Below are 21,876 nucleotides of genomic sequence, written 5' to 3' on the forward strand. Positions count from 1 at the left end.
GCACGGCTGTTATTATAAATTTCTTTAGAGGATAGATCTTGTACTGGTTAAAGTGTCACTTTATCCCGCTTTAACGGGCAGTAAGCTTCCTATTTCAAAAATTGATGAATAAGCAGAAGCTAGTTTGGAAATCAACTGCCCGTAAAAGCCCGATTGGTTCAACTAATAATCAGCGGGGGATGAACCACCCCTGCTGATTAAAGTTTCACTTTATAGTTTCACCGAAATAAACAGCTTTATGAAAAAATGTGTTGTTCTATAACAAAAAACTGTTGACTGAATGCTCACTCATTATATAATGGGGATAGGGGATATAATTCAGAAAATTATATATTTTTGAAGATTCAAAAAAGAAAGAAGGCTTACAAAGAGAGGGGTAGCATAAAAATGAATAGCTTACTGATCATTAATTGGCTGGCTGCCATTGCTGTTATTGCTTATGCAGGATATTTGTTTGTATATCTTATACGGACGAGAATGGCCTACATACAGTTAGGGAAAAAGATTGAATTTGACCGTCGTTTTAAAGAGCGTTGGGATCTCCTTAAGGTCAATGTTTTCGGTCAGAAAAAGCTGCTGAAAGATAAGAAAAGCGGCATCATTCACGTTATGTTCTTTTACGGATTTATTCTTGTCCAATTTGGAGCAATTGACTTCGTTTGGAAAGGACTCGCACCAGGATCACATCTTCCACTTGGACCACTATACCCTGCATTTACATTCTTCCAGGAAATTGTCACACTTGTTATTTTAATTGCAGTATTTTGGGCTTTTCATAGACGTTATGTAGAAAAGCTTGTTCGTTTAAAACGTAACTTCAAATCAGGTCTTGTTCTTATTTTTATCGGTGGTTTAATGATTTCTGTGCTACTTGGTAACGGTATGGGACTTATATGGCATGGCGAGGAGCTTTCATGGAGTGAACCAATTGCTTCTGCAATCGCTTATGTTTTTAGCGGGATAAATGAAACCGTAGCCATTTCAGTGTTCTATTTTTCTTGGTGGGTGCATTTACTAATTTTGTTAACGTTTTTAGTGTATGTTCCACAATCAAAACATGCGCATTTAATTGCAGGACCAGCTAATGTATTCTTCGGTCGTCTTTCAAACCCAGGGAAGCTTGAAAAGATTGATTTTGAAGATGAAACGCAAGAAACATTTGGTGTTGGTAAAATTGAAGACTTTAGACAAAATCAACTTATTGACTTATACGCTTGTGTAGAGTGTGGCCGTTGTACAAATATGTGTCCGGCAACAGGAACAGGAAAAATGTTATCACCGATGGACTTAATTTTAAAACTTCGCGATCATTTAACTGATAAAGGAGCTGCGGTAACATCAAAAGCACCGTGGGTTCCAGTAGTTGCCTTCAATAATACACAAGGAAATCAGTTAGCGATGATGGCAGCTGGAAAAGGGCAACAAGAATCAGCGTCTACAACGCTCGCTTACGATCCGAGTTTAATCGGAGATGTTATTACAGAAGAAGAGATCTGGGCATGTACAACGTGCCGTAACTGTGAAGATCAATGCCCAGTTATGAATGAGCATGTTGACAAAATTATTGACTTACGTCGATATCTCGTTTTGACTGAAGGAAAAATGGACGCGGAAGCACAACGCGCGATGACAAATATCGAGCGTCAAGGAAATCCGTGGGGGCTGAACCGTAAAGAGCGTGAAACATGGCGCCAAGGTGATGACGAAGTAACAGTTCCAACTGTAAAAGAAAAATCAAAAGCTGGGGAGGAATTCGAGTATTTATTCTGGGTTGGTTCAATGGGATCATACGACAATCGTAGTCAGAAGATTGCGATATCGTTTGCGAAGTTAATGAACGAAGCAGGCATTTCATTCGCAATTCTCGGTAATAAAGAAAAGAATTCTGGAGATACACCACGCCGCCTTGGAAATGAATTTGTATTCCAAGAGATGGCGACAAAGAATATCGAAGAATTTGAAAAGGCAGGAGTGAAGAAAATCGTTACGATTGATCCTCATGCTTATAACACATTTAAAAATGAGTATCCGGACTTTGGCTTGCAAGCAGAAGTCTATCATCATACAGAATTGTTAGCTCAGTGGGTGAAAGAAGGGCGCTTAAAGCCTGTTCACGCTATTGAAGAAACAGTTACGTACCATGATTCCTGTTATTTAGGAAGATACAACGAAGTGTATGAAGCGCCACGTGACATTTTGAAAGCGATTCCTGGAGTGAATCTTGTAGAAATGGCACGTAACCGTGAAACGGGAATGTGCTGTGGCGCAGGTGGTGGCTTAATGTGGATGGAAGAAACAACAGGTTCACGTATTAACGTTGCTCGTACAGAACAAGCATTAGCTGTACAGCCATCCATTATCGGTACAGGTTGTCCATATTGCTTAACGATGATCAGTGATGGAACGAAAGCGAAAGAGGTAGAAGAGAAGGTTCAAACTCTTGATGTGACAGAGATTTTAGAACGATCTGTTATCGGACAGAAAAAAGAAGCGATGTAGTTTGTAAGAATGTATACAACTTTAGAAAGAGGTGCAATGATTGCACCTCTTCTCAACGTAGGGATACCGAGCGAGCGCTCAGTGTTAAAAAATGAAATGGGGGAAAGAAACATGAGTAAAACAGTTATTTTAAGTGCTGCAAGAACACCAGTTGGAAAATTTGGAGGATCTTTAAAAGATGTAAAAGCGGCGGAACTTGGAGGAATTGCAATTAAAGCAGCGCTTGAAAGAGCAAATGTTGCGGCTAGTGATGTTGAAGAAGTTATATTTGGAACGGTTATTCAAGGTGGACAGGGGCAAATTCCATCGCGCCAAGCTGCAAGGGCTGCTGGAATCCCATGGGAAGTGCAGACGGAAACAGTGAATAAAGTTTGTGCATCAGGACTTCGTGCGGTTACGTTGGCGGATCAGATTATTCGTACTGGCGATCAATCACTAATTGTAGCTGGCGGTATGGAGTCGATGAGTAACAGTCCTTACATTTTACGCGGAGCAAGATGGGGATACAGAATGGGCAATAACGAAGTTGTTGATTTAAACGTTGCTGACGGTTTAACATGTGCATTTTCAGGTACACACATGGGCGTTTATGGCGGAGAAGTTGCGAAGGAAGATGGAATTTCTCGCGAAGCGCAAGATGAATGGGCATATCGTAGCCATCAGCGTGCGGTTTCAGCGCATAAAGAAGGGCGTTTTGAAGAGGAAATCGTGCCAGTAACGATTCCGCAAAGAAAAGGCGATCCTATTGTCGTTGCAAAGGATGAGGCGCCACGTGAAGATACAACGATTGAAAAGTTAGCAAAGTTAAAACCTGTATTTGATAAGACAGCGACGGTGACAGCTGGTAATGCGCCGGGACTAAATGATGGTGGTGCCGCACTTGTATTAATGAGCGAAGACAGAGCGAAGCAAGAAGGAAGAAAGCCATTAGCGACAATTTTGGCGCATACAGCAATTGCAGTGGAATCTAAAGATTTCCCAAGAACGCCAGGTTATGCAATTAACGCATTGCTTGAAAAAACAGGAAAGACAATTGAAGACATCGATTTATTCGAGATTAATGAAGCATTTGCAGCGGTAGCAATTGCAAGTACAGAAATCGCAGGAATTGATCCGGAAAAATTGAATGTAAATGGCGGCGCGGTAGCGATGGGACATCCAATTGGAGCAAGCGGAGCGCGCATTATCGTTACACTAATCCATGCACTTAAGCAGCGCGGCGGCGGAATTGGAATTGCTTCGATTTGTAGCGGTGGCGGTCAAGGGGACGCAGTGATGATTGAAGTCCACTAATTAAAGTTCGAGGGTATAAAATTTATTAACAATTAAGGGGGAAGAAAAAATGGGTGTACAAAACATTGTTGTAATTGGTGCAGGGCAAATGGGATCAGGAATTGCACAAGTATGTGCAATGGCAGGATATGACGTGAAGGTACAAGATTTAAAGCAAGAGCAATTAGATAGAGGAATGGCTATCATTACGAAAAACTTAGCGCGCCAAGTAGAAAAAGGACGCATGAAGGAAGAAGAGAAGGAAGCGACATTAAATCGTCTTACAGTAACGCTTGATTTAGATTGTGTGAAAGAAGCGGATCTTATTATTGAAGCAGCTGTTGAGAAAATGGATATTAAAAAGAAAATCTTTGCGAATCTAGATGAAATTGCTCCAGAACATGCAATTTTAGCGACGAATACGTCATCTCTGCCAATTACAGAAATTGCAGCGGTAACGAAGCGTCCGGAAAAAGTAATCGGTATGCACTTTATGAATCCAGTTCCAGTTATGAAGCTTGTTGAGATTATTCGTGGTTTGGCTACCGATGATGCGGTGTATGAAGCAATTGAAGATATTACGAAAAAAATTGGGAAAGTACCAGTTGAAGTGAATGATTTCCCAGGTTTTGTATCAAACCGCATTTTACTACCGATGATTAACGAAGCAATTTATACGTTATATGAAGGTGTAGCGACGAAAGAAGCAATTGATGAAGTCATGAAGCTTGGTATGAACCATCCGATGGGGCCTTTGACACTCGCTGATTTTATCGGTTTAGATACGTGTTTATACATTATGGAAGTGTTGCATGAAGGATTAGGAGATAGTAAATATCGCCCATGTCCATTATTACGTAAGTATGTGAATGCAGGATGGTTAGGGCGTAAAACAGGTCGTGGATTCTACGTTTACGAATAAATGCCCCCTTTGTTACAACATAGTGGTCTTACCAAATTATTTAAAGGATATATAGCAAATGGAGGCGGAATATATGAACTTTCGTTTTAATGAAGAGCAGCAAATGATGAGGAAAATGGTTCGGGATTTTGCACAGAAGGAAATAGCTCCCTTTGTTCCTAGTATGGAACAAGGGGTGTTCCCGAAAGAGATTTTGCAAAAGATGGGTGAGCTTGGATTAATGGGTATTCCAGCGCCTGCAAAATACGGCGGGGCAGAAATGGACTTTATTTCTTACATTCTAGCAATTGAGGAAATCTCAAAGGTAAGTGCAACAGTTGGTGTAATTTTAGCTGTACATACGTCAGTTGGAATGAATCCGATTTTATATTTTGGAACAGAAGAACAGAAGAAAAAATATGTTTCTAAACTTGCAACCGGGGAATATTTAGGTGCATTTGCTTTAACAGAGCCAAATGCAGGATCAGATGCAGGGAGTTTGAAATCAAGAGCTGTGAAAAAAGGTGATCATTATATTATTAATGGATCGAAAGTGTTTATTACAAATGGTGGTGAAGCAAGTACATACATTGTATTCGCTTCTACAAATCCAGAGGCAGGAAAAAGTGGTATTTCTGCATTTATAGTAGAGAAAGATACACCTGGTTTAATCATTGGAAAAGATGAACATAAGATGGGACTTCTCGGTTCTCGTACAGTACAACTTACTTTTGAAGATATGAAAGTGCCAGCTGAGAATTTACTTGGGGAAGAAGGACAAGGATTCAAAGTGGCGATGGCGAATTTAGATGTTGGGCGAATTGGAATCGGTGCGCAGGCTTTAGGAATTGCTGAAGCGGCGCTTGGCTGTGCAATTGATTATGCAAAAGAAAGAGAGCAATTCGGGAAGCCAATTGCGGCGCAGCAAGGGATTGGCTTCAAGCTTGCAGATATGGCAACAAGTGTCGAGGCAGCAAGGTTACTCGTATATAGAGCGGCATCTCTTAGGGCACAAGGATTACCATGCGGTAAAGAAGCATCTATTGCGAAATTATTTGCTTCTAAGACAGCGGTTGAAGTCGCGATTGAGGCGGTGCAAGTATTTGGTGGTTACGGTTATACGAAAGACTATCCAGTAGAACGATTTTTCCGTGATGCGAAAATTACGCAAATATATGAAGGAACAAGTGAAATACAGAAACTTGTTATTAGCCGTGCTTTATAAAAGGGCGAGGGGGAGACGGAGATGCATTTTAAACTATCAGAAGAACATGAAATGATAAGAAAAATGGTTCGAGATTTTGCTAAAAATGAAGTGGCACCAACAGCAGCTGAGCGTGATGAAGAAGAGCGATTTGATCGAGAGTTATTTGATCAAATGGCAGAGCTTGGTTTAACTGGTATTCCATGGCCTGAAGAGTACGGTGGAATTGGAAGCGATTACTTAGCATACGTAATCGCTATTGAAGAATTATCTCGCGTTTGTGCTTCAACAGGTGTAACACTGTCTGCGCATACTTCACTTGCGGGATGGCCAATTTTTAAATTTGGGACAGAAGAGCAAAAGCAAAAGTTTTTACGGCCGATGGCTGAAGGGAAGAAAATTGGTGCATATGGCTTAACGGAACCAGGATCTGGATCGGATGCTGGTGGAATGAAGACAATCGCAAAGAGAGATGGCGATCATTATATTTTAAATGGATCAAAAATTTTCATTACAAATGGCGGTATTGCTGATATTTATGTTGTTTTTGCGCTAACTGATCCTGAATCGAAGCAGCGCGGTACGAGTGCATTTATTGTAGAAAGTGATACACCGGGATTTTCAGTTGGAAAGAAGGAGAGCAAGCTAGGGATTCGCTCTTCACCAACGACTGAAATTATTTTTGAAGATTGCCGTATTCCTGTAGAGAATCTACTTGGAGGAGAGGGGCAAGGGTTTAAAGTTGCGATGCAAACATTAGATGGAGGTCGTAACGGTATTGCGGCGCAAGCTGTTGGGATTGCACAAGGAGCTTTAGATGCTTCTGTAGAATATGCAAGGGAGCGCCATCAGTTTGGAAAACCAATTGCGGCGCAGCAAGGGATTGGCTTTAAACTTGCGGATATGGCAACAGATGTAGAAGCAGCACGCCTTTTAACATATCAAGCGGCTTGGCTTGAATCAGAAGGGCTTCCGTATGGAAAAGAATCAGCGATGTCAAAAGTATTTGCAGGCGATGCAGCGATGAAGGTGACGACTGAAGCGGTGCAAGTATTTGGTGGTTACGGTTATACGAAAGATTATCCAGTAGAGCGTTATATGCGAGATGCAAAGATTACACAAATATATGAAGGAACACAAGAGATTCAGAGGCTTGTAATTTCTCGTATGTTAACGAAGTAGGAACGAAAGCGTAGGTATTTTCCTACGCTTTTTCCTTCCAAAAAATAATAGAGAGAGGTGAAGAGAATGGTTAAACATAATGTGCATGCATCGGTGAAAGATGAAAAATTAGTTGCGTTAAGACGTGAACAAATGATTAAAGGTGCGGTGCAACTGTTTAAACAAAAAGGATTTCCGCGTACAACAACGAGAGAGATTGCAAAAGCGGCTGGGTTTAGTATAGGGACACTTTATGAGTACATTCGTACCAAAGATGATGTTTTATATTTAGTTTGTGATAGTATATATGAACATGTAAAAGAAAGATTAGAGGAAGTAGTGTGTACAGAAAAAGGGAGTATAGAAAGTTTAAAGATAGCAATAACGAATTACTTTAAAGTGATGGACGAATTACAGGAAGAAGTATTGATAATGTATCAAGAGGTACGCTTTTTACCGAAAGAATCACTTCCGTATGTATTAGAAAAGGAGTTTCAAATGGTAGGAATGTTCGAGAATATTTTAGAACAGTGTACGGAAAATGGAACATTTACATTAAATAAAAAAGAAATACAGCTTCTTGCGCATAATATTTTTATACAAGGACAGATGTGGGGATTTAGACGCTGGGCGCTGCAAAAACTGTATACGCTCGAAGAATATACAGAAATGCAAATTAGGTATGTATTGCAAGGGGCCCATATGCTTCCGAAATAAGGAACAGACAAATTATAATTTTACTACCCTATAAAAGTTTCCCGTTTTTTTTGTAGCATATTTGTGCGACTTTTGTTTATAATGAATAGTATGGATTTTTTTAAGCAGGCCGTTATATATAAGGTTATATTTGATGAAAGGAAGTGCCGCATAAGTGGATTTTAAGCAATATTCACCAGAAGAGCTAAAAGAATGTTCAATGATTGAAGTTGTACATAGCGTTTTAGGGGATAAAAAACAAGCAACGACATTCAACGAGTTGGTTCAAGAAATCGCTCAAGTGCTGGGACTATCTCAAGAGCAAGTTAATGCGAAAATCGCACAATTTTATACAGACTTAAACATCGATGGACGTTTCATTAATTTAGGAGAAAATCGTTGGGGACTACGCAGCTGGTACCCATATGAGCAAATTGATGAAGAAATCTTGCCTCAACCAAAACCGAAGAAGAAACGTAAAGTTGAAGAAGACGGTTTTGACGACTACATTGAAGAAGACGAAGATGACTTCGACGATGCAGACGTAAGTGAAGATGAAGACGATGTAGAAGATTTGGACAAGGTTCTTGAAGAAGAAGACGGAGATGACGACGATCTTGATGATTTAGACGAAGATGACGACGACTTCGCTGAAGAAGAACTTGAGTATGATGAAACTGAAGAAGAAGAAGAGGAAGAACTGTAGTTCTTGACTTTTCATTATCGTCCATGTAGAATCATTTTTGGGCTCTTTAAAAAAGGACGATAATACTTTTAAAGTGTAAATATAAAAGAAAATTGCTCCCTACTTATTACTTTTTGTGATGAGGGGAGCAATTTTCTTTTTTGTTTTTTGTTTAGAAAATAAAAAGAGTCTAACAATAAGATGGATACAGTGTTATCTACATACGTTGCGCTTTGCAACGGTGATTATATAACAGCAAAATAGAAGGGAGCTTTTTCATGACTAAGTATATTTTTGTAACAGGCGGTGTAGTATCGTCTTTAGGAAAAGGTATTACAGCAGCATCTCTTGGAAGACTTTTAAAAAATCGTGGTTTAAACGTAACGATTCAAAAGTTTGATCCATACATTAACGTAGACCCAGGGACTATGAGCCCATACCAACACGGTGAGGTATTCGTAACAGATGATGGCGCTGAAACTGACTTAGACCTTGGTCACTATGAGCGTTTCATCGACATTAACTTAAACAAATACAGCAACGTAACAACAGGTAAAATTTACTCTTCAGTTCTTCAAAAAGAGCGTCGCGGTGAATATTTAGGAGGAACAGTTCAAGTTATTCCTCACATTACTAACGAAATTAAAGAGCGCGTATATCGTTCTGGCCGTGAAACAAATGCGGATGTTGTTATTACAGAAATCGGTGGAACTGTTGGTGATATCGAGTCTCTACCATTCTTAGAAGCAATCCGTCAAATTAAGAGCGACATCGGTCGTGACAATGTAATGTACATTCACTGTACGTTAATCCCGTACTTAAAAGCAGCGGGTGAAATGAAGACAAAACCAACACAACATAGTGTTAAAGAACTTCGTAGCTTAGGTATTCAACCAAACATTATCGTTGTTCGTACAGAAATGCCTGTTTCTCAAGATATGAAAGACAAGCTTGCATTATTCTGTGACATCGATACAAAAGCAGTTATCGAAGCTCGCGATGCAGATACTTTATATGCGGTTCCATTATCTCTTCAAGAACAAAACATGGACCAAATCGTTTGTGATCACTTAAAATTAGACAATCCAGCTGCAGATATGACAGAGTGGACTGCGCTAGTTAACAAAGTGCGTAATCTTTCTAAGAAAACAAAAATCGCTCTTGTTGGTAAATATGTAGAACTTCAAGATGCTTATATTTCTGTTGTAGAAGCACTTCGTCATGCTGGTTACTCATTCGACACAGATGTAGAAGTAAAATGGGTAAATGCTGAGCATGTAACAGCAGAAAACGTAAAAGAATTAGTTGGCGATACAGATGGTATCCTTGTACCAGGTGGCTTCGGCGATCGTGGTGTAGAAGGTAAAATCGTTGCGATTCAATATGCTCGTGAAAACAAAGTTCCATTCTTAGGAATTTGCTTAGGTATGCAACTTGCATCAATCGAATTCGCACGTAATGTATTAGGTTTAGAAGGTGCTAACTCTTCTGAAATCAACCCTGACACACCATATGCAATCATCGACTTATTACCAGAACAAAAAGATGTAGAGGACCTAGGTGGTACACTTCGTCTTGGTCTATACCCATGTAAGCTTGCTGAAGAAACAAATGCTTACAATGCTTATAATGAGCCGGTTGTATATGAGCGTCATCGTCATCGTTATGAGTTCAACAACCAGTTCCGTCCTGATATGGAAAAAGAAGGATTTGTATTCTCTGGTACAAGCCCAGACGGCCGTCTAGTTGAAATCATTGAATTAAAAGACCACCCTTGGTTCGTGGCAGCACAGTTCCACCCAGAACTTGTTTCTCGTCCAAACCGTCCACAACCATTGTTCCATGACTTCGTAAGAGCTTCTATTACGAATAAAGAGAGCAAGTAATAAAAAAAGCGCCTGAAATAAGGCGCTTTTTTTAATATTCATTTAACATTTCATCGATTGTAAATTTGATTCCGTGATAAGCAAATAAAGCTACCATTAAACTTGGGAATCCGTAGCGATTACCTTCATCGTCTGGAATAAGACCTTTTAACAGTTTTGTATCAATATGTACGTCTGTATATCGTTCGAGTGATTCCGTACCTTCTTGAAGAGCAGAAATGCCGACAATAGAGTGTCCCTCTTCTTGTAGTTTTTTTGCAATTTCTACAACCGCTTCATCTGTTGAAAAACGGCTAATAAGAAGTACACGATCTGCAGAAGTTACTTCTACTTCTTTACCATTTTCAAATAAGCGTTTTGCTTGCTTCATTGGTTCAGCACCGAATAGTGCCTCGGCAACAACGCCCTCCATTTCATTTGTACCATGTAAATAAATGAAACCATCGCCAACTAGTGCTTGAGCAAGTAAACGAGCGCTATCTTCTATATTCATTTCTTCTTTTTGAGAAACTCTGGAGAAATAACCACTTAATTGAGTTGAAAAAATTTTTAACATAATGTTACTCCCTTCGTACGTGTTTGCCGGCTTTCATTATAATTTATTTTTTTAGAAAGGTGAAATCGTAGGGTAGCATAACAAAATAGGAAACGGTAAAATAAGAAAGAATAGGAAGGAATTTGCCAAAGAATAGCGAAAATAAATCGTTAAGATATAAGAAGCTTTAAATCTTGTACTTACACAGAAAGGTTGGGAATTATGGAAGGTAAAATTTTAATCGTTGATGATCAATATGGGATTCGTGTGTTATTACATGAAGTGTTCCAAAAAGAAGGTTATCAGACATTCCAAGCAGCGAATGGATTTCAAGCTTTAGATATCGTGAAAAAAGATAATCCAGATTTAGTAGTGTTAGATATGAAAATTCCAGGCATGGATGGTATAGAGATTTTAAAGCATGTAAAAGAAATTGATGAGAGTATTAAAGTAATTTTAATGACTGCTTATGGAGAGCTTGATATGATCCAAGAAGCAAAAGATTTAGGAGCTTTAATGCATTTTGCTAAACCATTTGATATTGATGAAATTCGTCAAGCTGTGAGAAATGAGCTCGCTGTAGAGGCGTAAAAATGAATTTTTTATAAAAAATATGGAAAAAAGCGTTTACATGGACTATTGTGCAGGTGAATACGGTTGAGTTTTTGAGTACAAGTTGTTATCCTATTGAGTGTAGAAAAAAGTCCGGTATGTAGATATACATATTTTACCTTATTCTGGTCATACTACCAGCGATAAGAACTTATCGGATACAAAAAACGTTTTTTAGGAGGATTCACCATGCCTTTAGTTTCTATGAAAGAAATGCTAAACAAAGCACTAGAAGGAAAATACGCAGTTGGTCAATTCAACATGAACAACTTAGAGTGGACTCAAGCTATCTTAGCTGCTGCGGAAGAAGAAAAATCTCCTGTAATCCTAGGTGTATCTGAGGGTGCAGCTCGTCATATGACTGGTTTCAAAACAGTTGTAGCTATGGTTAAAGCTTTAATCGAAGAAATGAACATCACTGTTCCTGTAGCGATTCACCTTGACCATGGTTCAAGCTTCGAAAAATGTAAAGAAGCAATTGATGCAGGTTTCACATCTGTAATGATCGACGCTTCTCACCACCCATTCGAAGAAAACGTTGAAACTACTAAACAAGTAGTAGAATACGCACACGCTCGTAACGTATCTGTTGAAGCTGAGCTTGGAACAGTTGGCGGACAAGAAGACGACGTAATCGCTGAAGGCGTAATTTACGCTGACCCAGCAGAGTGTAAGCACCTTGTTGAAGCAACAGGTATCGATTGCCTAGCTCCAGCTTTAGGTTCTGTACACGGTCCTTACAAAGGTGAGCCTAACTTAGGATTCGCTGAAATGGAACAAGTTCGTGACTTCACTGGCGTACCTTTAGTATTACATGGTGGTACTGGTATCCCAACTGCTGATATCGAAAAAGCTATCTCTTTAGGTACTTCAAAAATCAACGTAAACACTGAGAACCAAATCGAGTTTACAAAAGCTGTTCGTGAAGTATTAAACAAAGACCAAGAAGTTTACGATCCTCGTAAATTTATCGGACCTGGCCGCGACGCTATCAAAGCAACTGTTATTGGTAAAATTCGCGAATTCGGTTCTAACGGTAAAGCGTAAGAATAAAATTCCGTTTTGGAAACCGTCTAGTCTTTTAGACGGTTTCCTTTCGTTGTATAATGAAAGCGTGAACAAGTCTAAAGATTTTATCATTTTTGGTTTTTAAATAGAAAATAATGTGCATAGTCCTATTAATAAATGTGATAACGTATCTAAATTGATAAAGTGAATTCGATGAATAGTTGATCTTTATCTATTCGTGCTACAGGAGAAATGAAGATAATGGTTTCCTATTTATTGAGTTTTGGGATGGAAAGAGTAATTGAGATTCTTAAGGGGAGCTTTCTATAAAAAGATAGAAAGTAAATACATTCACAAGAAGGGAGCTCAATATGGAAAAATTGCTAATTGAAGGCGGAAGAGCTTTAAATGGAACAATTCGAGTAAGTGGTGCAAAGAACAGTGCCGTTGCATTAATTCCAGCGACAATTTTAGCAGATACTCCAGTAACTATTGGTGGTGTCCCTAATATTTCGGACGTGAAAATGTTAGGAGACTTACTAGAGGAAATTGGAGGGAAAGTAACTTATGGACAGGAGGAAGAGATGGTAGTCGATCCTTCTAACATGGTTGCAATGCCTTTGCCGAATGGAAAAGTGAAAAAATTGCGCGCTTCTTATTATTTAATGGGTGCAATGCTTGGCCGTTTTAAAAAAGCTGTTATTGGGCTTCCGGGTGGATGTCATTTAGGACCGAGGCCGATTGATCAGCATATTAAAGGGTTTGAAGCGCTAGGTGCACATGTTACGAATGAACAAGGTGCCATCTATTTAAGAGCAGATGAGCTACGCGGGGCACGTATTTATTTAGATGTTGTTAGTGTAGGAGCTACGATTAATATTATGCTAGCAGCTGTACGAGCGAAAGGTAGAACTGTTATTGAAAATGCAGCGAAAGAGCCTGAGATCATTGATGTAGCTACATTGTTAACAAGCATGGGAGCACGTATTAAAGGTGCTGGTACTGATGTAATCCGAATAGATGGTGTTGACTCTTTACATGGTTGTCACCATACTATCATTCCAGATCGTATTGAAGCTGGTACGTATATGATTCTAGGAGCTGCATCAGGAGGAGAAGTAACGGTTGATAACGTTATTCCTCAGCATTTAGAATCAGTTACTGCAAAGCTAAGAGAAGCTGGTGTTCAAGTTGAAACGAACGATGATCAAATTACGGTGAACGGTAATAGAAAGTTAAAAGTAGTTGATATCAAAACGCTTGTATATCCAGGTTTTCCAACGGATTTACAACAGCCGTTTACGACGCTTTTAACAAAGGCACACGGGACGGGAGTTGTAACAGATACAATTTACGGTGCCCGTTTCAAACACATTGATGAATTACGTCGTATGAATGCTCAAATTAAAGTAGAGGGTCGTTCGGCAATTGTAACTGGTCCTGTGTTACTGCAAGGTGCAAAAGTGAAGGCGAGTGATTTACGAGCAGGAGCGGCACTTGTTATTGCAGGGTTAATGGCAGATGGAATTACAGAAGTAACAGGACTTGAGCATATTGATCGAGGTTATGAGAATATAGTGGACAAGCTTAAAGGGCTTGGTGCAAACATTTGGCGAGAACAAATGACAAAGCAAGAAATTGAAGAAATGAAGAACGCATAAGTGATACTTCCGCAAGGGGGAAGCGAAGCATCACTACTTGCGGAAGTACACTTTATAGAAAAACACGGTTCATAAAATACGGCAGAAATATAAAGGCTTAAAGGAGAGGGATTATCGTGGAAAGAAGTTTATCTATGGAGTTAGTACGTGTAACAGAGGCTGCAGCTTTATCATCAGCGCGTTGGATGGGGCGCGGGAAAAAGGATGAGGCAGACGGTGCAGCAACATCAGCTATGCGTGATGTATTTGATACAATTCCGATGAAAGGTACAGTTGTAATTGGTGAAGGTGAGATGGATGAAGCACCAATGCTATATATCGGAGAGAAATTAGGTACAGGATATGGACCACGTGTAGACGTTGCGGTTGATCCTTTAGAAGGGACAAACATCGTAGCAGCTGGTGGCTGGAATGCTCTTGCTGTCATTGCAATTGCAGACCACGGTAATTTGTTACATGCCCCTGACATGTACATGGATAAAATCGCGGTTGGCCCAGAAGCAGTTGGGGCGGTCGACATTGATGCGCCTATTATTGATAACTTACGTGCAGTTGCGAAAGCGAAAAATAAAGATATTGAAGATGTTGTAGCGACAGTTTTAAATCGTCCACGTCATCAAGAAATTATCGAAGAAATTCGTAAAGCTGGTGCGCGCATTAAATTGATTAATGATGGAGATGTAGCTGGAGCGATTAATACAGCGTTTGATCGTACAGGTGTAGATATTTTATTTGGGTCTGGTGGAGCACCTGAAGGTGTATTAGCAGCAGTTGCTTTAAAATGTTTAGGTGGAGAAATTCACGGAAAACTATTGCCACAAAACGAAGCTGAATTAGCACGTTGTAAAAAAATGGGCATAGAAGACATTAATCGTATCCTTCGCATGGAGGACTTAGTAAAAGGTGACGATGCAATCTTTGCAGCAACAGGCGTAACAGATGGAGAACTATTACGCGGTGTTCAATTTAAAGGTAGCGTAGGAACAACGCAATCCCTTGTTATGCGCGCAAAATCAGGCACAGTTCGCTTCGTGGATGGACGTCATAGCTTGAATAAAAAACCAAACTTGGTTATTAAATAAAAAGCGTAAGCAGCTCCTTCAGAAAGGTTAAAATGGTCGATCTTTCTAACTATCGGAGCTGGAACTAAATTAAATAAGAAGCGAAGACAAATTTTCTTGTCTTCGCTTCTTGTATTTGTGTTCCAACGTATTGATTAAAACTAGATAAAAGGGTTACAATAGTGAATATTACCCTACTTGAACTTATTGCCTTTCATTATTAATTATTTGCCTTCCGTATTTTTTCCCTTTACCCATGAAAAAAGAGAATAACGTTAAAGTGTGGTGTCTGAATGAATTTGTCAATTGCAGCATTAGAAAACATGAAATTAAAAGAGTTATACGAGCTTGCGAAAGAATTTAAGATTTCGTATTATAGCAAGTTAACGAAAAAAGAGCTGATTTTTTCTATTTTGAAAGCTCGAGCAGAAAAAGAAGGTTTCTTTTTCATGGAAGGCGTATTAGAAATTATTCAATCAGAAGGATTTGGATTCCTACGTCCTATCAACTATTCTCCAAGCTCAGAAGATATTTATATCTCAGCTTCGCAAATTCGTCGTTTCGATTTACGTAATGGAGATAAGGTTTCTGGTAAAGTACGACCTCCGAAAGAAAATGAACGCTATTTTGGGTTATTACAAGTTGAAGCTGTAAACGGAGATGATCCAGATTCAGCAAAAGAGCGTGTGCATTTCCCTGCATTAACACCATTATACCCAGATCGCCAAATGAAATTGGAAACGGAACCGAAAAAGTTACCGACACGCATCATGGATTTAATCGCACCAGTTGGATTTGGACAACGTGGTTTAATTGTTGCGCCTCCAAAGGCTGGTAAAACAAGTCTATTAAAAGAAATCGCGCACAGTGTTACAACAAATCATCCGGAAGCAGAACTAATTGTACTTTTAATTGATGAGCGTCCAGAGGAAGTAACAGACATTGAACGTTCTGTTAAAGGAGATGTTGTAAGTTCTACTTTTGATGAAGTACCAGAAAATCATATTAAAGTAGCTGAGCTTGTGTTAGAACGTGCGATGCGTCTTGTAGAGCACAAGAAAGATGTTATCATTTTAATGGATAGTATTACCCGTTTAGCTCGAGCTTACAACCTCGTTATTCCACCAAGTGGTAGAACATTATCAGGTGGTATCGATCCAGCTGCCTTCCATAGACCGAAGCGTTTCTTTGGAGCTGCACGTAATATTGAAGAAGGCGGTAGCTTAACAATTTTAGCAACAGCCCTTGTTGATACAGGATCACGTATGGACGATGTTATTTACGAGGAATTTAAAGGAACTGGAAATATGGAACTTCACTTAGATCGTTCATTAGCTGAACGTCGTATCTTCCCAGCGATTGATATTCGTCGTTCTGGTACACGTAAAGAAGATCTATTAATTCCAAAAGAACATTTAGACAAGTTATGGGGCATTCGTAAGACAATGCGTGATACACCAGACTTTGTTGAAAGTTTCTTACGTAAGCTTCGTCAAACGAAGACAAATGAAGAGTTTTTACAAAACATTGTTGCAGACTCGAAAAGGTATGTAACAACTAAGTAAAGGGAAAAAAATCAGGACTCGCTTATTTTATAGTAAGCGAGTTTTTTATGCTGTTTAGGTGATATTAAAGAGAGAGATAAGTGAAAGAACCTTAGCCAGTCAGAGCTGGATGAGCTCCCTCCAGCGGCTAAAATCTCCGGTCATTTCACTCTCTCGCATGAAGCAAAAAGCGCTTCAAGGTCGAGAGTTCGAAGTGTCCTGGATTCTGAACGAGCCGCTTCTGCTTTTAAATGATATCCAGTTCCGGTGGCTAGCTCTTCGCATCTAAGAACCTTCCGCCCGAAAGGTAAAAAGCACCTTTAGGGCGAAAGAACCTTAACTGGTCAGAGCTGAGCGAGCCACCTCCACTTTTAAGATAATACCAGCTCCAGCGGCTAGAATGGTCGGTGGCTTCGCGTCTTCCTACGAGGTAAAAAGCACCTCTACGTCAGAAGCTCCATCCCCCCTCCCATTCTGAGCGAGCCGCTTCTGCTTTTAAATTGTATCTAGTTCCGACGGCTAGCTCTTCGTGTCTAAGAACCTCCCGCACTAAAGGTAAAAAGCACCTTTTGTGCGAGAGAACCTTAGCCAGTCAGAGCTAAACGAGCCGTCTACACTTTTAATTTCAAAAGACAAAAACAGGTAGTTGCAAAATGAAGTTAGCCTTGTTATAATTTCATCATATGTGTTTCATCAATATAGTTGTGTATGCAGCTGAAGATGAAAAACTCTGTTTCGAAAATGATTCAGGGCGGAAGGAGATGAAAAGAATGAAAGCAGGAATTCACCCAGATTACAAGAAAGTTGTATTCATGGACACAAACACAGGCTTCAAATTCTTAAGCGGATCTACTAAAGGATCTAACGAAACTGTTGAGTGGGAAGATGGTAACACTTATCCATTACTAAAAGTTGAGATCAGTTCTGATTCTCACCCATTCTACACTGGACGTCAGAAGTTTGCTACTGCAGACGGACGCGTTGATCGCTTCAATAAGAAATACGGTCTTAAGTAATAAAAACATAAAACAGGCAAGTGTATGTATTCGCTTGTCTGTTTTTTTTGCGAAAATATTATACCTTTACCCTACTTTTAACTGAAAAGTAGATGAAAGGAGAGCTTCATGTACTTAATAAATCAAAATGGCTGGATTGAAGTGATTTGCGGTAGTATGTTTTCTGGCAAGTCAGAAGAGCTAATCCGCCGTGTGCGCCGTACGCAATTTGCAAAACAACATGCAATTGTATTTAAACCATGTATTGATAATCGATATAGTGAAGAAGATGTTGTATCACATAACGGATTAAAGGTAAAAGCAGTTCCTGTTTCAGCTTCAAAGGATATATTTGAACATATTACAGAAGAGCTGGATGTTATTGCAATCGATGAGGTGCAATTTTTTGATGGGGACATTGTGGAAGTGGTGCAAGTATTGGCAAATCGTGGCTATCGTGTCATTGTAGCTGGTTTAGACCAAGATTTCCGTGGTCTACCATTTGGACAAGTTCCTCAGCTGATGGCGATTGCTGAACATGTGACAAAACTACAAGCAGTATGTTCTGTATGTGGATCTCCAGCAAGTCGTACACAACGATTAATTGATGGAGAACCAGCGGCATTTGATGATCCAATTATTTTAGTTGGAGCTTCAGAATCGTATGAACCACGTTGTCGTCATTGTCATGCAGTACCTGCAAACAAAGATAAGTAAAACTCGCTGCGCAAGGCGGGTTTTTTTCAAAATAGAGAGAATGAGCGGTGTGAGCCGCTTACGCTTTTAAATATATCTAGTTCCGGTGGCTAGCTCTTCGCATCTAAGAACCTTCCGCCCGAAAGGTAAAAAGCACCTTTAGGTCGAAAGAACCTTAGTTGGTCAGAGCTGAAAGAGCCACCGCCACTTTTAAATATATTATCTAGCTCCAGCGGCTAGAATCTCCGGCCATTTCGCTCTCTCGCTCGAAGCAAAAAGCGCTTCAAGGTCGAGAGCTCTAATGGCCTGCGATTCTGAGCGAGCCGCTTGCGCTTTTAAATATATCTAGTTCTGGTGGCTAGCTCTTCGCATCTAAGAACCTTCCGCCCGAAAGGTAAAAAGCACCTTTAGGTCGAAAGAACCTTAGCTGGTCAGAGCTGAACAAGCCACCACCACTTTTAAATATAATTTGCGTTTTTTTGAGTAAGTACCATATACTATTTGTATTAGATACTAGGATGTAGAGGTGAATGATGTGTTAGATCGTTTGCAAGCTGTAGAAAATCGTTATGAGAAGTTAAATGAATTGTTAAGTGATCCAGCGATTATTAGTGATTCAAATAAGCTTCGTGAATATTCAAAGGAACAGTCTGATATACAGGAAACGGTAGAGGTGTATCGTGAGTATAAGGATGTTCGTGAGCAATTAAAAGATGCGAAAGCAATGTTAGAAGATAAGTTAGACGCAGAAATGCGTGAAATGGTAAAAGAAGAAGTTTCTGAGTTAGAATCACAAGATAAAACATTATCAGAGCGTCTGAAAATTTTACTTGTTCCAAAAGACCCTAATGATGATAAGAACGTTATCGTTGAGGTTCGTGGAGCTGCTGGTGGAGACGAGGCAGCTTTATTTGCTGGTGACTTATACCGTATGTATAGCCGTTACGCTGAGGTACAGGGCTGGAAAACGGAGATTATTGAGGCTAGCTATACAGAGTTAGGTGGATATAAAGAGATTATCTTTATGATTAATGGTAAAGGTGCTTTCGCGAAGCTGAAATTCGAGAATGGTGCTCACCGTGTACAACGTGTTCCTGAAACGGAATCTGGTGGACGTATTCATACATCTACAGCAACTGTAGCTGTATTACCAGAGGCAGAAGAAGTAGAAATTGATATTCACGAGAAAGATGTTCGTGTTGATACATTCGCTTCTAGTGGACCTGGTGGACAGAGCGTTAATACAACGATGTCAGCGGTGCGTTTAACGCATTTACCGACTGGTGTAGTTGTATCTTGTCAGGATGAGAAATCACAGATCAAGAATAAAGAAAAAGCGATGAAAGTATTACGCGCACGTGTTTATGATAAGTTTAGACAAGAAGCGCAAGCTGAGTATGATCAAAACCGTAAACAAGCTGTTGGTACGGGAGATCGTTCAGAGCGTATTCGTACGTATAACTTCCCGCAAAACCGTGTTACAGACCATCGAATCGGTTTAACGATTCAAAAGCTAGATCAAATCTTACAAGGTAAGTTAGATGATTTCATCAATGCCTTAGTGATGGAAGATCAGGCTCAAAAGATGGAGGCAGCTGAGTAATGCGTGTCTATGAAGCCCTGAAATGGGCTTCTTCTTTTTTACAGGAAAATGGACGAGATGAAAATGCGGGAGAAATTGTCCTTTGTCATGTATTAAAGGTGAACAGAACAGGATTACTTATGAATATGCGTGAAGAAATAACTGAGGAACAAGAGAAAAGCTTTACGGAGTTTATCCATAAGCATGTAGAAGGTATTCCTATTCAATATATGATTGGTTATGAAATGTTTTATGGACGGTCTTTCTTTGTGAATGAAGAAGTATTAATACCAAGGCCGGAAACAGAAGAGCTTATAGTGGGAGTATTAGAAAGAATCGAGCGCCATTTTGGTGATGAGAAACTACATGTAGCAGATATAGGTACAGGTAGTGGAGCGATTTCTATTACGCTTGCTTTAGAAAATAAAAATCTTCATGTGTATACAGTAGATATTGCACAAGAGTCGATTGAAGTTGCAAAAGAAAATGCAAAAGCTTTAGGTGCAGAAGTAACGTTCTATCACGGTGATTTATTGTCACCATTTCATAAAACGGGTCAAAAGCTAGATGTTGTTGTTTCAAATCCTCCATATATACCGGAAGAGGATTGGCGTGGTCTTTCTCCTGTTGTGAAAGAGCATGAGCCGAAGAGAGCACTTGTTGGTGGTGAAGACGGATTAGATTTCTATCGCCGTTTTATGGAAGAATTGCCGAATGTGTTGCAGAAGAAAGCGATTGTGGCGTTTGAAATTGGAGTAGGACAAGGTGAGGATGTAAAAAGATTGTTACAACAAGCTTTTCCACATGCTCATGTTGAGGTTGTTTTCGATATTAACGGAAAAGATCGTATGGTATTTGCAGAGATGGAGTAAGGTTCACACCTTACTCTATTTTTTTGTGGGAAAATTCATATAGATTTTGAATTTAATAGTTTAGAAAGATGAAAGTCTGTCCACACTGTTTGTAGAAGGGACGGTGGAGGAAATGAAAAAACAAGTTATTGCTTATCTTCTTATACTATTAATTGGTGCACAGTTACTTGTGCAGTTTGGATATATGAAAGCTGATGCGAAAGGGCCTTCAGTTATTCCGAAAGAGGCCGTTCGATTACGAATTTTAGCAAATAGTGATTCAGATAAAGACCAGGCATTGAAGCGTAAAGTGCGTGATGAAGTAAAAGCACAAATTGATGGATGGGTAGCGGATTTAACTTCATTTGAAGAGGCACGCAAAGTAATTCAAAGTCATATTCCAGAAATCGAGAAAACGGTGGAAAATACGTTAAAAAGAGAAGGAAGTAAAGATTCATTTCAAGTGAAATTTAGTAAGAATGTAAAGTTTCCTACAAAGGTATATGGGAATTTTATTTATCCGGCAGGGGAATATGAAGCAGTCTTAATTACAATTGGGGAAGGTGAAGGGGCAAACTGGTGGTGTGTATTATTTCCACCGATGTGTTTCTTAGATTTTTCGAGCGGGACAGCTGTAAGAAAAGAAGAGCACGTTGTGAAGGCGGAATCTCCTGAAGAGGAGCAGGTACAACTAGATGAGGAAGTAGTAGATACAGAAGAGAATAAAGTGGATAAGGTAAAAGAAACGAAAGTTGTAAAGCGGGAAGCAGTAAAAAAAGTAACAGCTTCTGAAAAGAAAGTAGTGAAAAATGAAACAAAAGTCGAAGAGCAGCCTGTAAGTAAAGAAGAAACAAAAAATGTGGAAAAAGTGGAGAAACCTGTGGAGAAAAAACAAGAAAAGCAAAATGAGTATGTAAAAGTAGAAGAGGAAGAAAAAAAGCCAGAAGTTAAATTGTTTATTGTAGAAGCTTTTACATCTTTATTCTCTAAATAGTACTATTAATAAATCCCTCCTCATATATAAAAA

The 21,876-nt window shown here is 39.5% G+C and carries 19 protein-coding genes; 18 read left to right on the forward strand and 1 reads right to left on the reverse strand.

The genetic code is table 11. The features are described 5' to 3' along the window. Positions 1–387: 387 nt before the first annotated feature. The 8 genes from DN404_RS03070 to pyrG all read left to right on the forward strand — a co-directional run bounded on the left by DN404_RS03070 (position 388) and on the right by pyrG (position 10,304). Entirely contained in the window at positions 388–2,499 is a 2,112-nt protein-coding gene (locus tag DN404_RS03070; RefSeq protein ID WP_001086776.1) for a (Fe-S)-binding protein, read from the forward strand. A gap of 9 nt (positions 2,500–2,508) precedes the next feature. Continuing rightward, complete coding sequence (locus tag DN404_RS03075; protein WP_149214716.1) at positions 2,509–3,792, forward strand: acetyl-CoA C-acetyltransferase; 1,284 nt, start codon at positions 2,509–2,511, stop codon at positions 3,790–3,792. A 49-nt stretch (positions 3,793–3,841) separates the two neighbouring features. Continuing rightward, positions 3,842–4,693 (forward strand): 3-hydroxybutyryl-CoA dehydrogenase, encoded by an 852-nt coding sequence (locus tag DN404_RS03080; RefSeq protein WP_000538880.1) that lies wholly within the window; start codon positions 3,842–3,844, stop codon positions 4,691–4,693. A gap of 73 nt (positions 4,694–4,766) precedes the next feature. After that, the gene (locus tag DN404_RS03085; protein WP_001011179.1) at positions 4,767–5,897 is read left to right on the forward strand and encodes an acyl-CoA dehydrogenase; all 1,131 of its coding nucleotides are present in this window, start codon (positions 4,767–4,769) and stop codon (positions 5,895–5,897) included. A gap of 21 nt (positions 5,898–5,918) precedes the next feature. After that, the gene (gene acdA, locus DN404_RS03090) at positions 5,919–7,058 is read left to right on the forward strand and encodes an acyl-CoA dehydrogenase AcdA (protein ID WP_049107313.1); all 1,140 of its coding nucleotides are present in this window, start codon (positions 5,919–5,921) and stop codon (positions 7,056–7,058) included. 66 nt (positions 7,059–7,124) lie between these two features. After that, positions 7,125–7,754: a TetR/AcrR family transcriptional regulator gene (locus tag DN404_RS03095; protein WP_000238599.1), complete on the forward strand. Its 630-nt coding sequence runs from the start codon at positions 7,125–7,127 to the stop codon at positions 7,752–7,754. Positions 7,755–7,908: 154 nt separating this feature from the next. Next, complete coding sequence (gene rpoE, locus DN404_RS03100) at positions 7,909–8,439, forward strand: DNA-directed RNA polymerase subunit delta (protein ID WP_000346280.1); 531 nt, start codon at positions 7,909–7,911, stop codon at positions 8,437–8,439. A gap of 257 nt (positions 8,440–8,696) precedes the next feature. Beyond that, complete coding sequence (gene pyrG, locus DN404_RS03105; protein ID WP_000170460.1) at positions 8,697–10,304, forward strand: CTP synthase; 1,608 nt, start codon at positions 8,697–8,699, stop codon at positions 10,302–10,304. 31 nt (positions 10,305–10,335) lie between these two features. Here pyrG and DN404_RS03110 read toward each other — a convergent pair whose 3' ends face one another. Next, positions 10,336–10,860: a DUF2529 domain-containing protein gene (locus DN404_RS03110; protein WP_139848937.1), complete on the reverse strand. Its 525-nt coding sequence runs from the start codon at positions 10,858–10,860 to the stop codon at positions 10,336–10,338. 201 nt (positions 10,861–11,061) lie between these two features. On the opposite strand from DN404_RS03110, the gene spo0F reads away from it, so the two are divergent. The 10 genes from spo0F to spoIIR all read left to right on the forward strand — a co-directional run bounded on the left by spo0F (position 11,062) and on the right by spoIIR (position 21,843). Then, positions 11,062–11,430 (forward strand): sporulation initiation phosphotransferase Spo0F, encoded by a 369-nt coding sequence (spo0F, locus tag DN404_RS03115; RefSeq protein WP_000398594.1) that lies wholly within the window; start codon positions 11,062–11,064, stop codon positions 11,428–11,430. Positions 11,431–11,640: 210 nt separating this feature from the next. After that, the gene (locus DN404_RS03120) at positions 11,641–12,498 is read left to right on the forward strand and encodes a class II fructose-bisphosphate aldolase (protein WP_001131855.1); all 858 of its coding nucleotides are present in this window, start codon (positions 11,641–11,643) and stop codon (positions 12,496–12,498) included. A 332-nt stretch (positions 12,499–12,830) separates the two neighbouring features. Beyond that, the gene (gene murA / locus DN404_RS03125; protein WP_000413254.1) at positions 12,831–14,120 is read left to right on the forward strand and encodes a UDP-N-acetylglucosamine 1-carboxyvinyltransferase; all 1,290 of its coding nucleotides are present in this window, start codon (positions 12,831–12,833) and stop codon (positions 14,118–14,120) included. A gap of 116 nt (positions 14,121–14,236) precedes the next feature. Further along, positions 14,237–15,202 carry a class II fructose-bisphosphatase gene (gene glpX, locus DN404_RS03130; RefSeq protein WP_000442340.1) on the forward strand — a complete coding sequence of 322 codons (966 nt, stop codon included), beginning with the start codon at positions 14,237–14,239 and terminating at the stop codon, positions 15,200–15,202. A 272-nt stretch (positions 15,203–15,474) separates the two neighbouring features. Then, positions 15,475–16,746, forward strand: coding sequence for a transcription termination factor Rho (gene rho / locus DN404_RS03135; RefSeq protein WP_001053903.1), 1,272 nt, complete (start codon positions 15,475–15,477; stop codon positions 16,744–16,746). Between the two features lie 749 nt (positions 16,747–17,495). Further along, positions 17,496–17,741 carry a type B 50S ribosomal protein L31 gene (locus DN404_RS03140; RefSeq protein WP_000643433.1) on the forward strand — a complete coding sequence of 82 codons (246 nt, stop codon included), beginning with the start codon at positions 17,496–17,498 and terminating at the stop codon, positions 17,739–17,741. Between the two features lie 108 nt (positions 17,742–17,849). Further along, the gene (locus DN404_RS03145) at positions 17,850–18,437 is read left to right on the forward strand and encodes a thymidine kinase (RefSeq protein WP_000280859.1); all 588 of its coding nucleotides are present in this window, start codon (positions 17,850–17,852) and stop codon (positions 18,435–18,437) included. Between the two features lie 514 nt (positions 18,438–18,951). Continuing rightward, positions 18,952–20,019, forward strand: coding sequence for a peptide chain release factor 1 (gene prfA, locus DN404_RS03150; RefSeq protein ID WP_000887064.1), 1,068 nt, complete (start codon positions 18,952–18,954; stop codon positions 20,017–20,019). After that, the gene (gene prmC, locus DN404_RS03155; RefSeq protein WP_001267065.1) at positions 20,019–20,870 is read left to right on the forward strand and encodes a peptide chain release factor N(5)-glutamine methyltransferase; all 852 of its coding nucleotides are present in this window, start codon (positions 20,019–20,021) and stop codon (positions 20,868–20,870) included. Before prfA ends, prmC begins: the two co-directional genes overlap by 1 nt. 112 nt (positions 20,871–20,982) lie before the next feature. After that, positions 20,983–21,843 (forward strand): stage II sporulation protein R, encoded by an 861-nt coding sequence (gene spoIIR / locus DN404_RS03160; RefSeq protein WP_048534681.1) that lies wholly within the window; start codon positions 20,983–20,985, stop codon positions 21,841–21,843. Positions 21,844–21,876: the final 33 nt, after the last annotated feature.

Source organism: Bacillus sp. TE8-1 (assembly GCF_008368855.1).
Lineage (GTDB): Bacteria > Bacillota > Bacilli > Bacillales > Bacillaceae_G > Bacillus_A > Bacillus_A cereus.

Coding starts and splice junctions, on each gene's coding strand:
- DN404_RS03070 (WP_001086776.1), top strand. CDS start 388: ATGAATAGCTTACTGATCATTAATTGGCTGGCTGCCATTGCTGTTATT.
- DN404_RS03075 (WP_149214716.1), top strand. CDS start 2,509: ATGTATACAACTTTAGAAAGAGGTGCAATGATTGCACCTCTTCTCAAC.
- DN404_RS03080 (WP_000538880.1), top strand. CDS start 3,842: ATGGGTGTACAAAACATTGTTGTAATTGGTGCAGGGCAAATGGGATCA.
- DN404_RS03085 (WP_001011179.1), top strand. CDS start 4,767: ATGAACTTTCGTTTTAATGAAGAGCAGCAAATGATGAGGAAAATGGTT.
- acdA (WP_049107313.1), top strand. CDS start 5,919: ATGCATTTTAAACTATCAGAAGAACATGAAATGATAAGAAAAATGGTT.
- DN404_RS03095 (WP_000238599.1), top strand. CDS start 7,125: ATGGTTAAACATAATGTGCATGCATCGGTGAAAGATGAAAAATTAGTT.
- pyrG (WP_000170460.1), top strand. CDS start 8,697: ATGACTAAGTATATTTTTGTAACAGGCGGTGTAGTATCGTCTTTAGGA.
- DN404_RS03110 (WP_139848937.1), bottom strand. CDS start 10,860: ATGTTAAAAATTTTTTCAACTCAATTAAGTGGTTATTTCTCCAGAGTT.
- spo0F (WP_000398594.1), top strand. CDS start 11,062: ATGGAAGGTAAAATTTTAATCGTTGATGATCAATATGGGATTCGTGTG.
- DN404_RS03120 (WP_001131855.1), top strand. CDS start 11,641: ATGCCTTTAGTTTCTATGAAAGAAATGCTAAACAAAGCACTAGAAGGA.
- murA (WP_000413254.1), top strand. CDS start 12,831: ATGGAAAAATTGCTAATTGAAGGCGGAAGAGCTTTAAATGGAACAATT.
- rho (WP_001053903.1), top strand. CDS start 15,475: ATGAATTTGTCAATTGCAGCATTAGAAAACATGAAATTAAAAGAGTTA.
- DN404_RS03140 (WP_000643433.1), top strand. CDS start 17,496: ATGAAAGCAGGAATTCACCCAGATTACAAGAAAGTTGTATTCATGGAC.
- DN404_RS03145 (WP_000280859.1), top strand. CDS start 17,850: ATGTACTTAATAAATCAAAATGGCTGGATTGAAGTGATTTGCGGTAGT.
- prmC (WP_001267065.1), top strand. CDS start 20,019: ATGCGTGTCTATGAAGCCCTGAAATGGGCTTCTTCTTTTTTACAGGAA.
- spoIIR (WP_048534681.1), top strand. CDS start 20,983: ATGAAAAAACAAGTTATTGCTTATCTTCTTATACTATTAATTGGTGCA.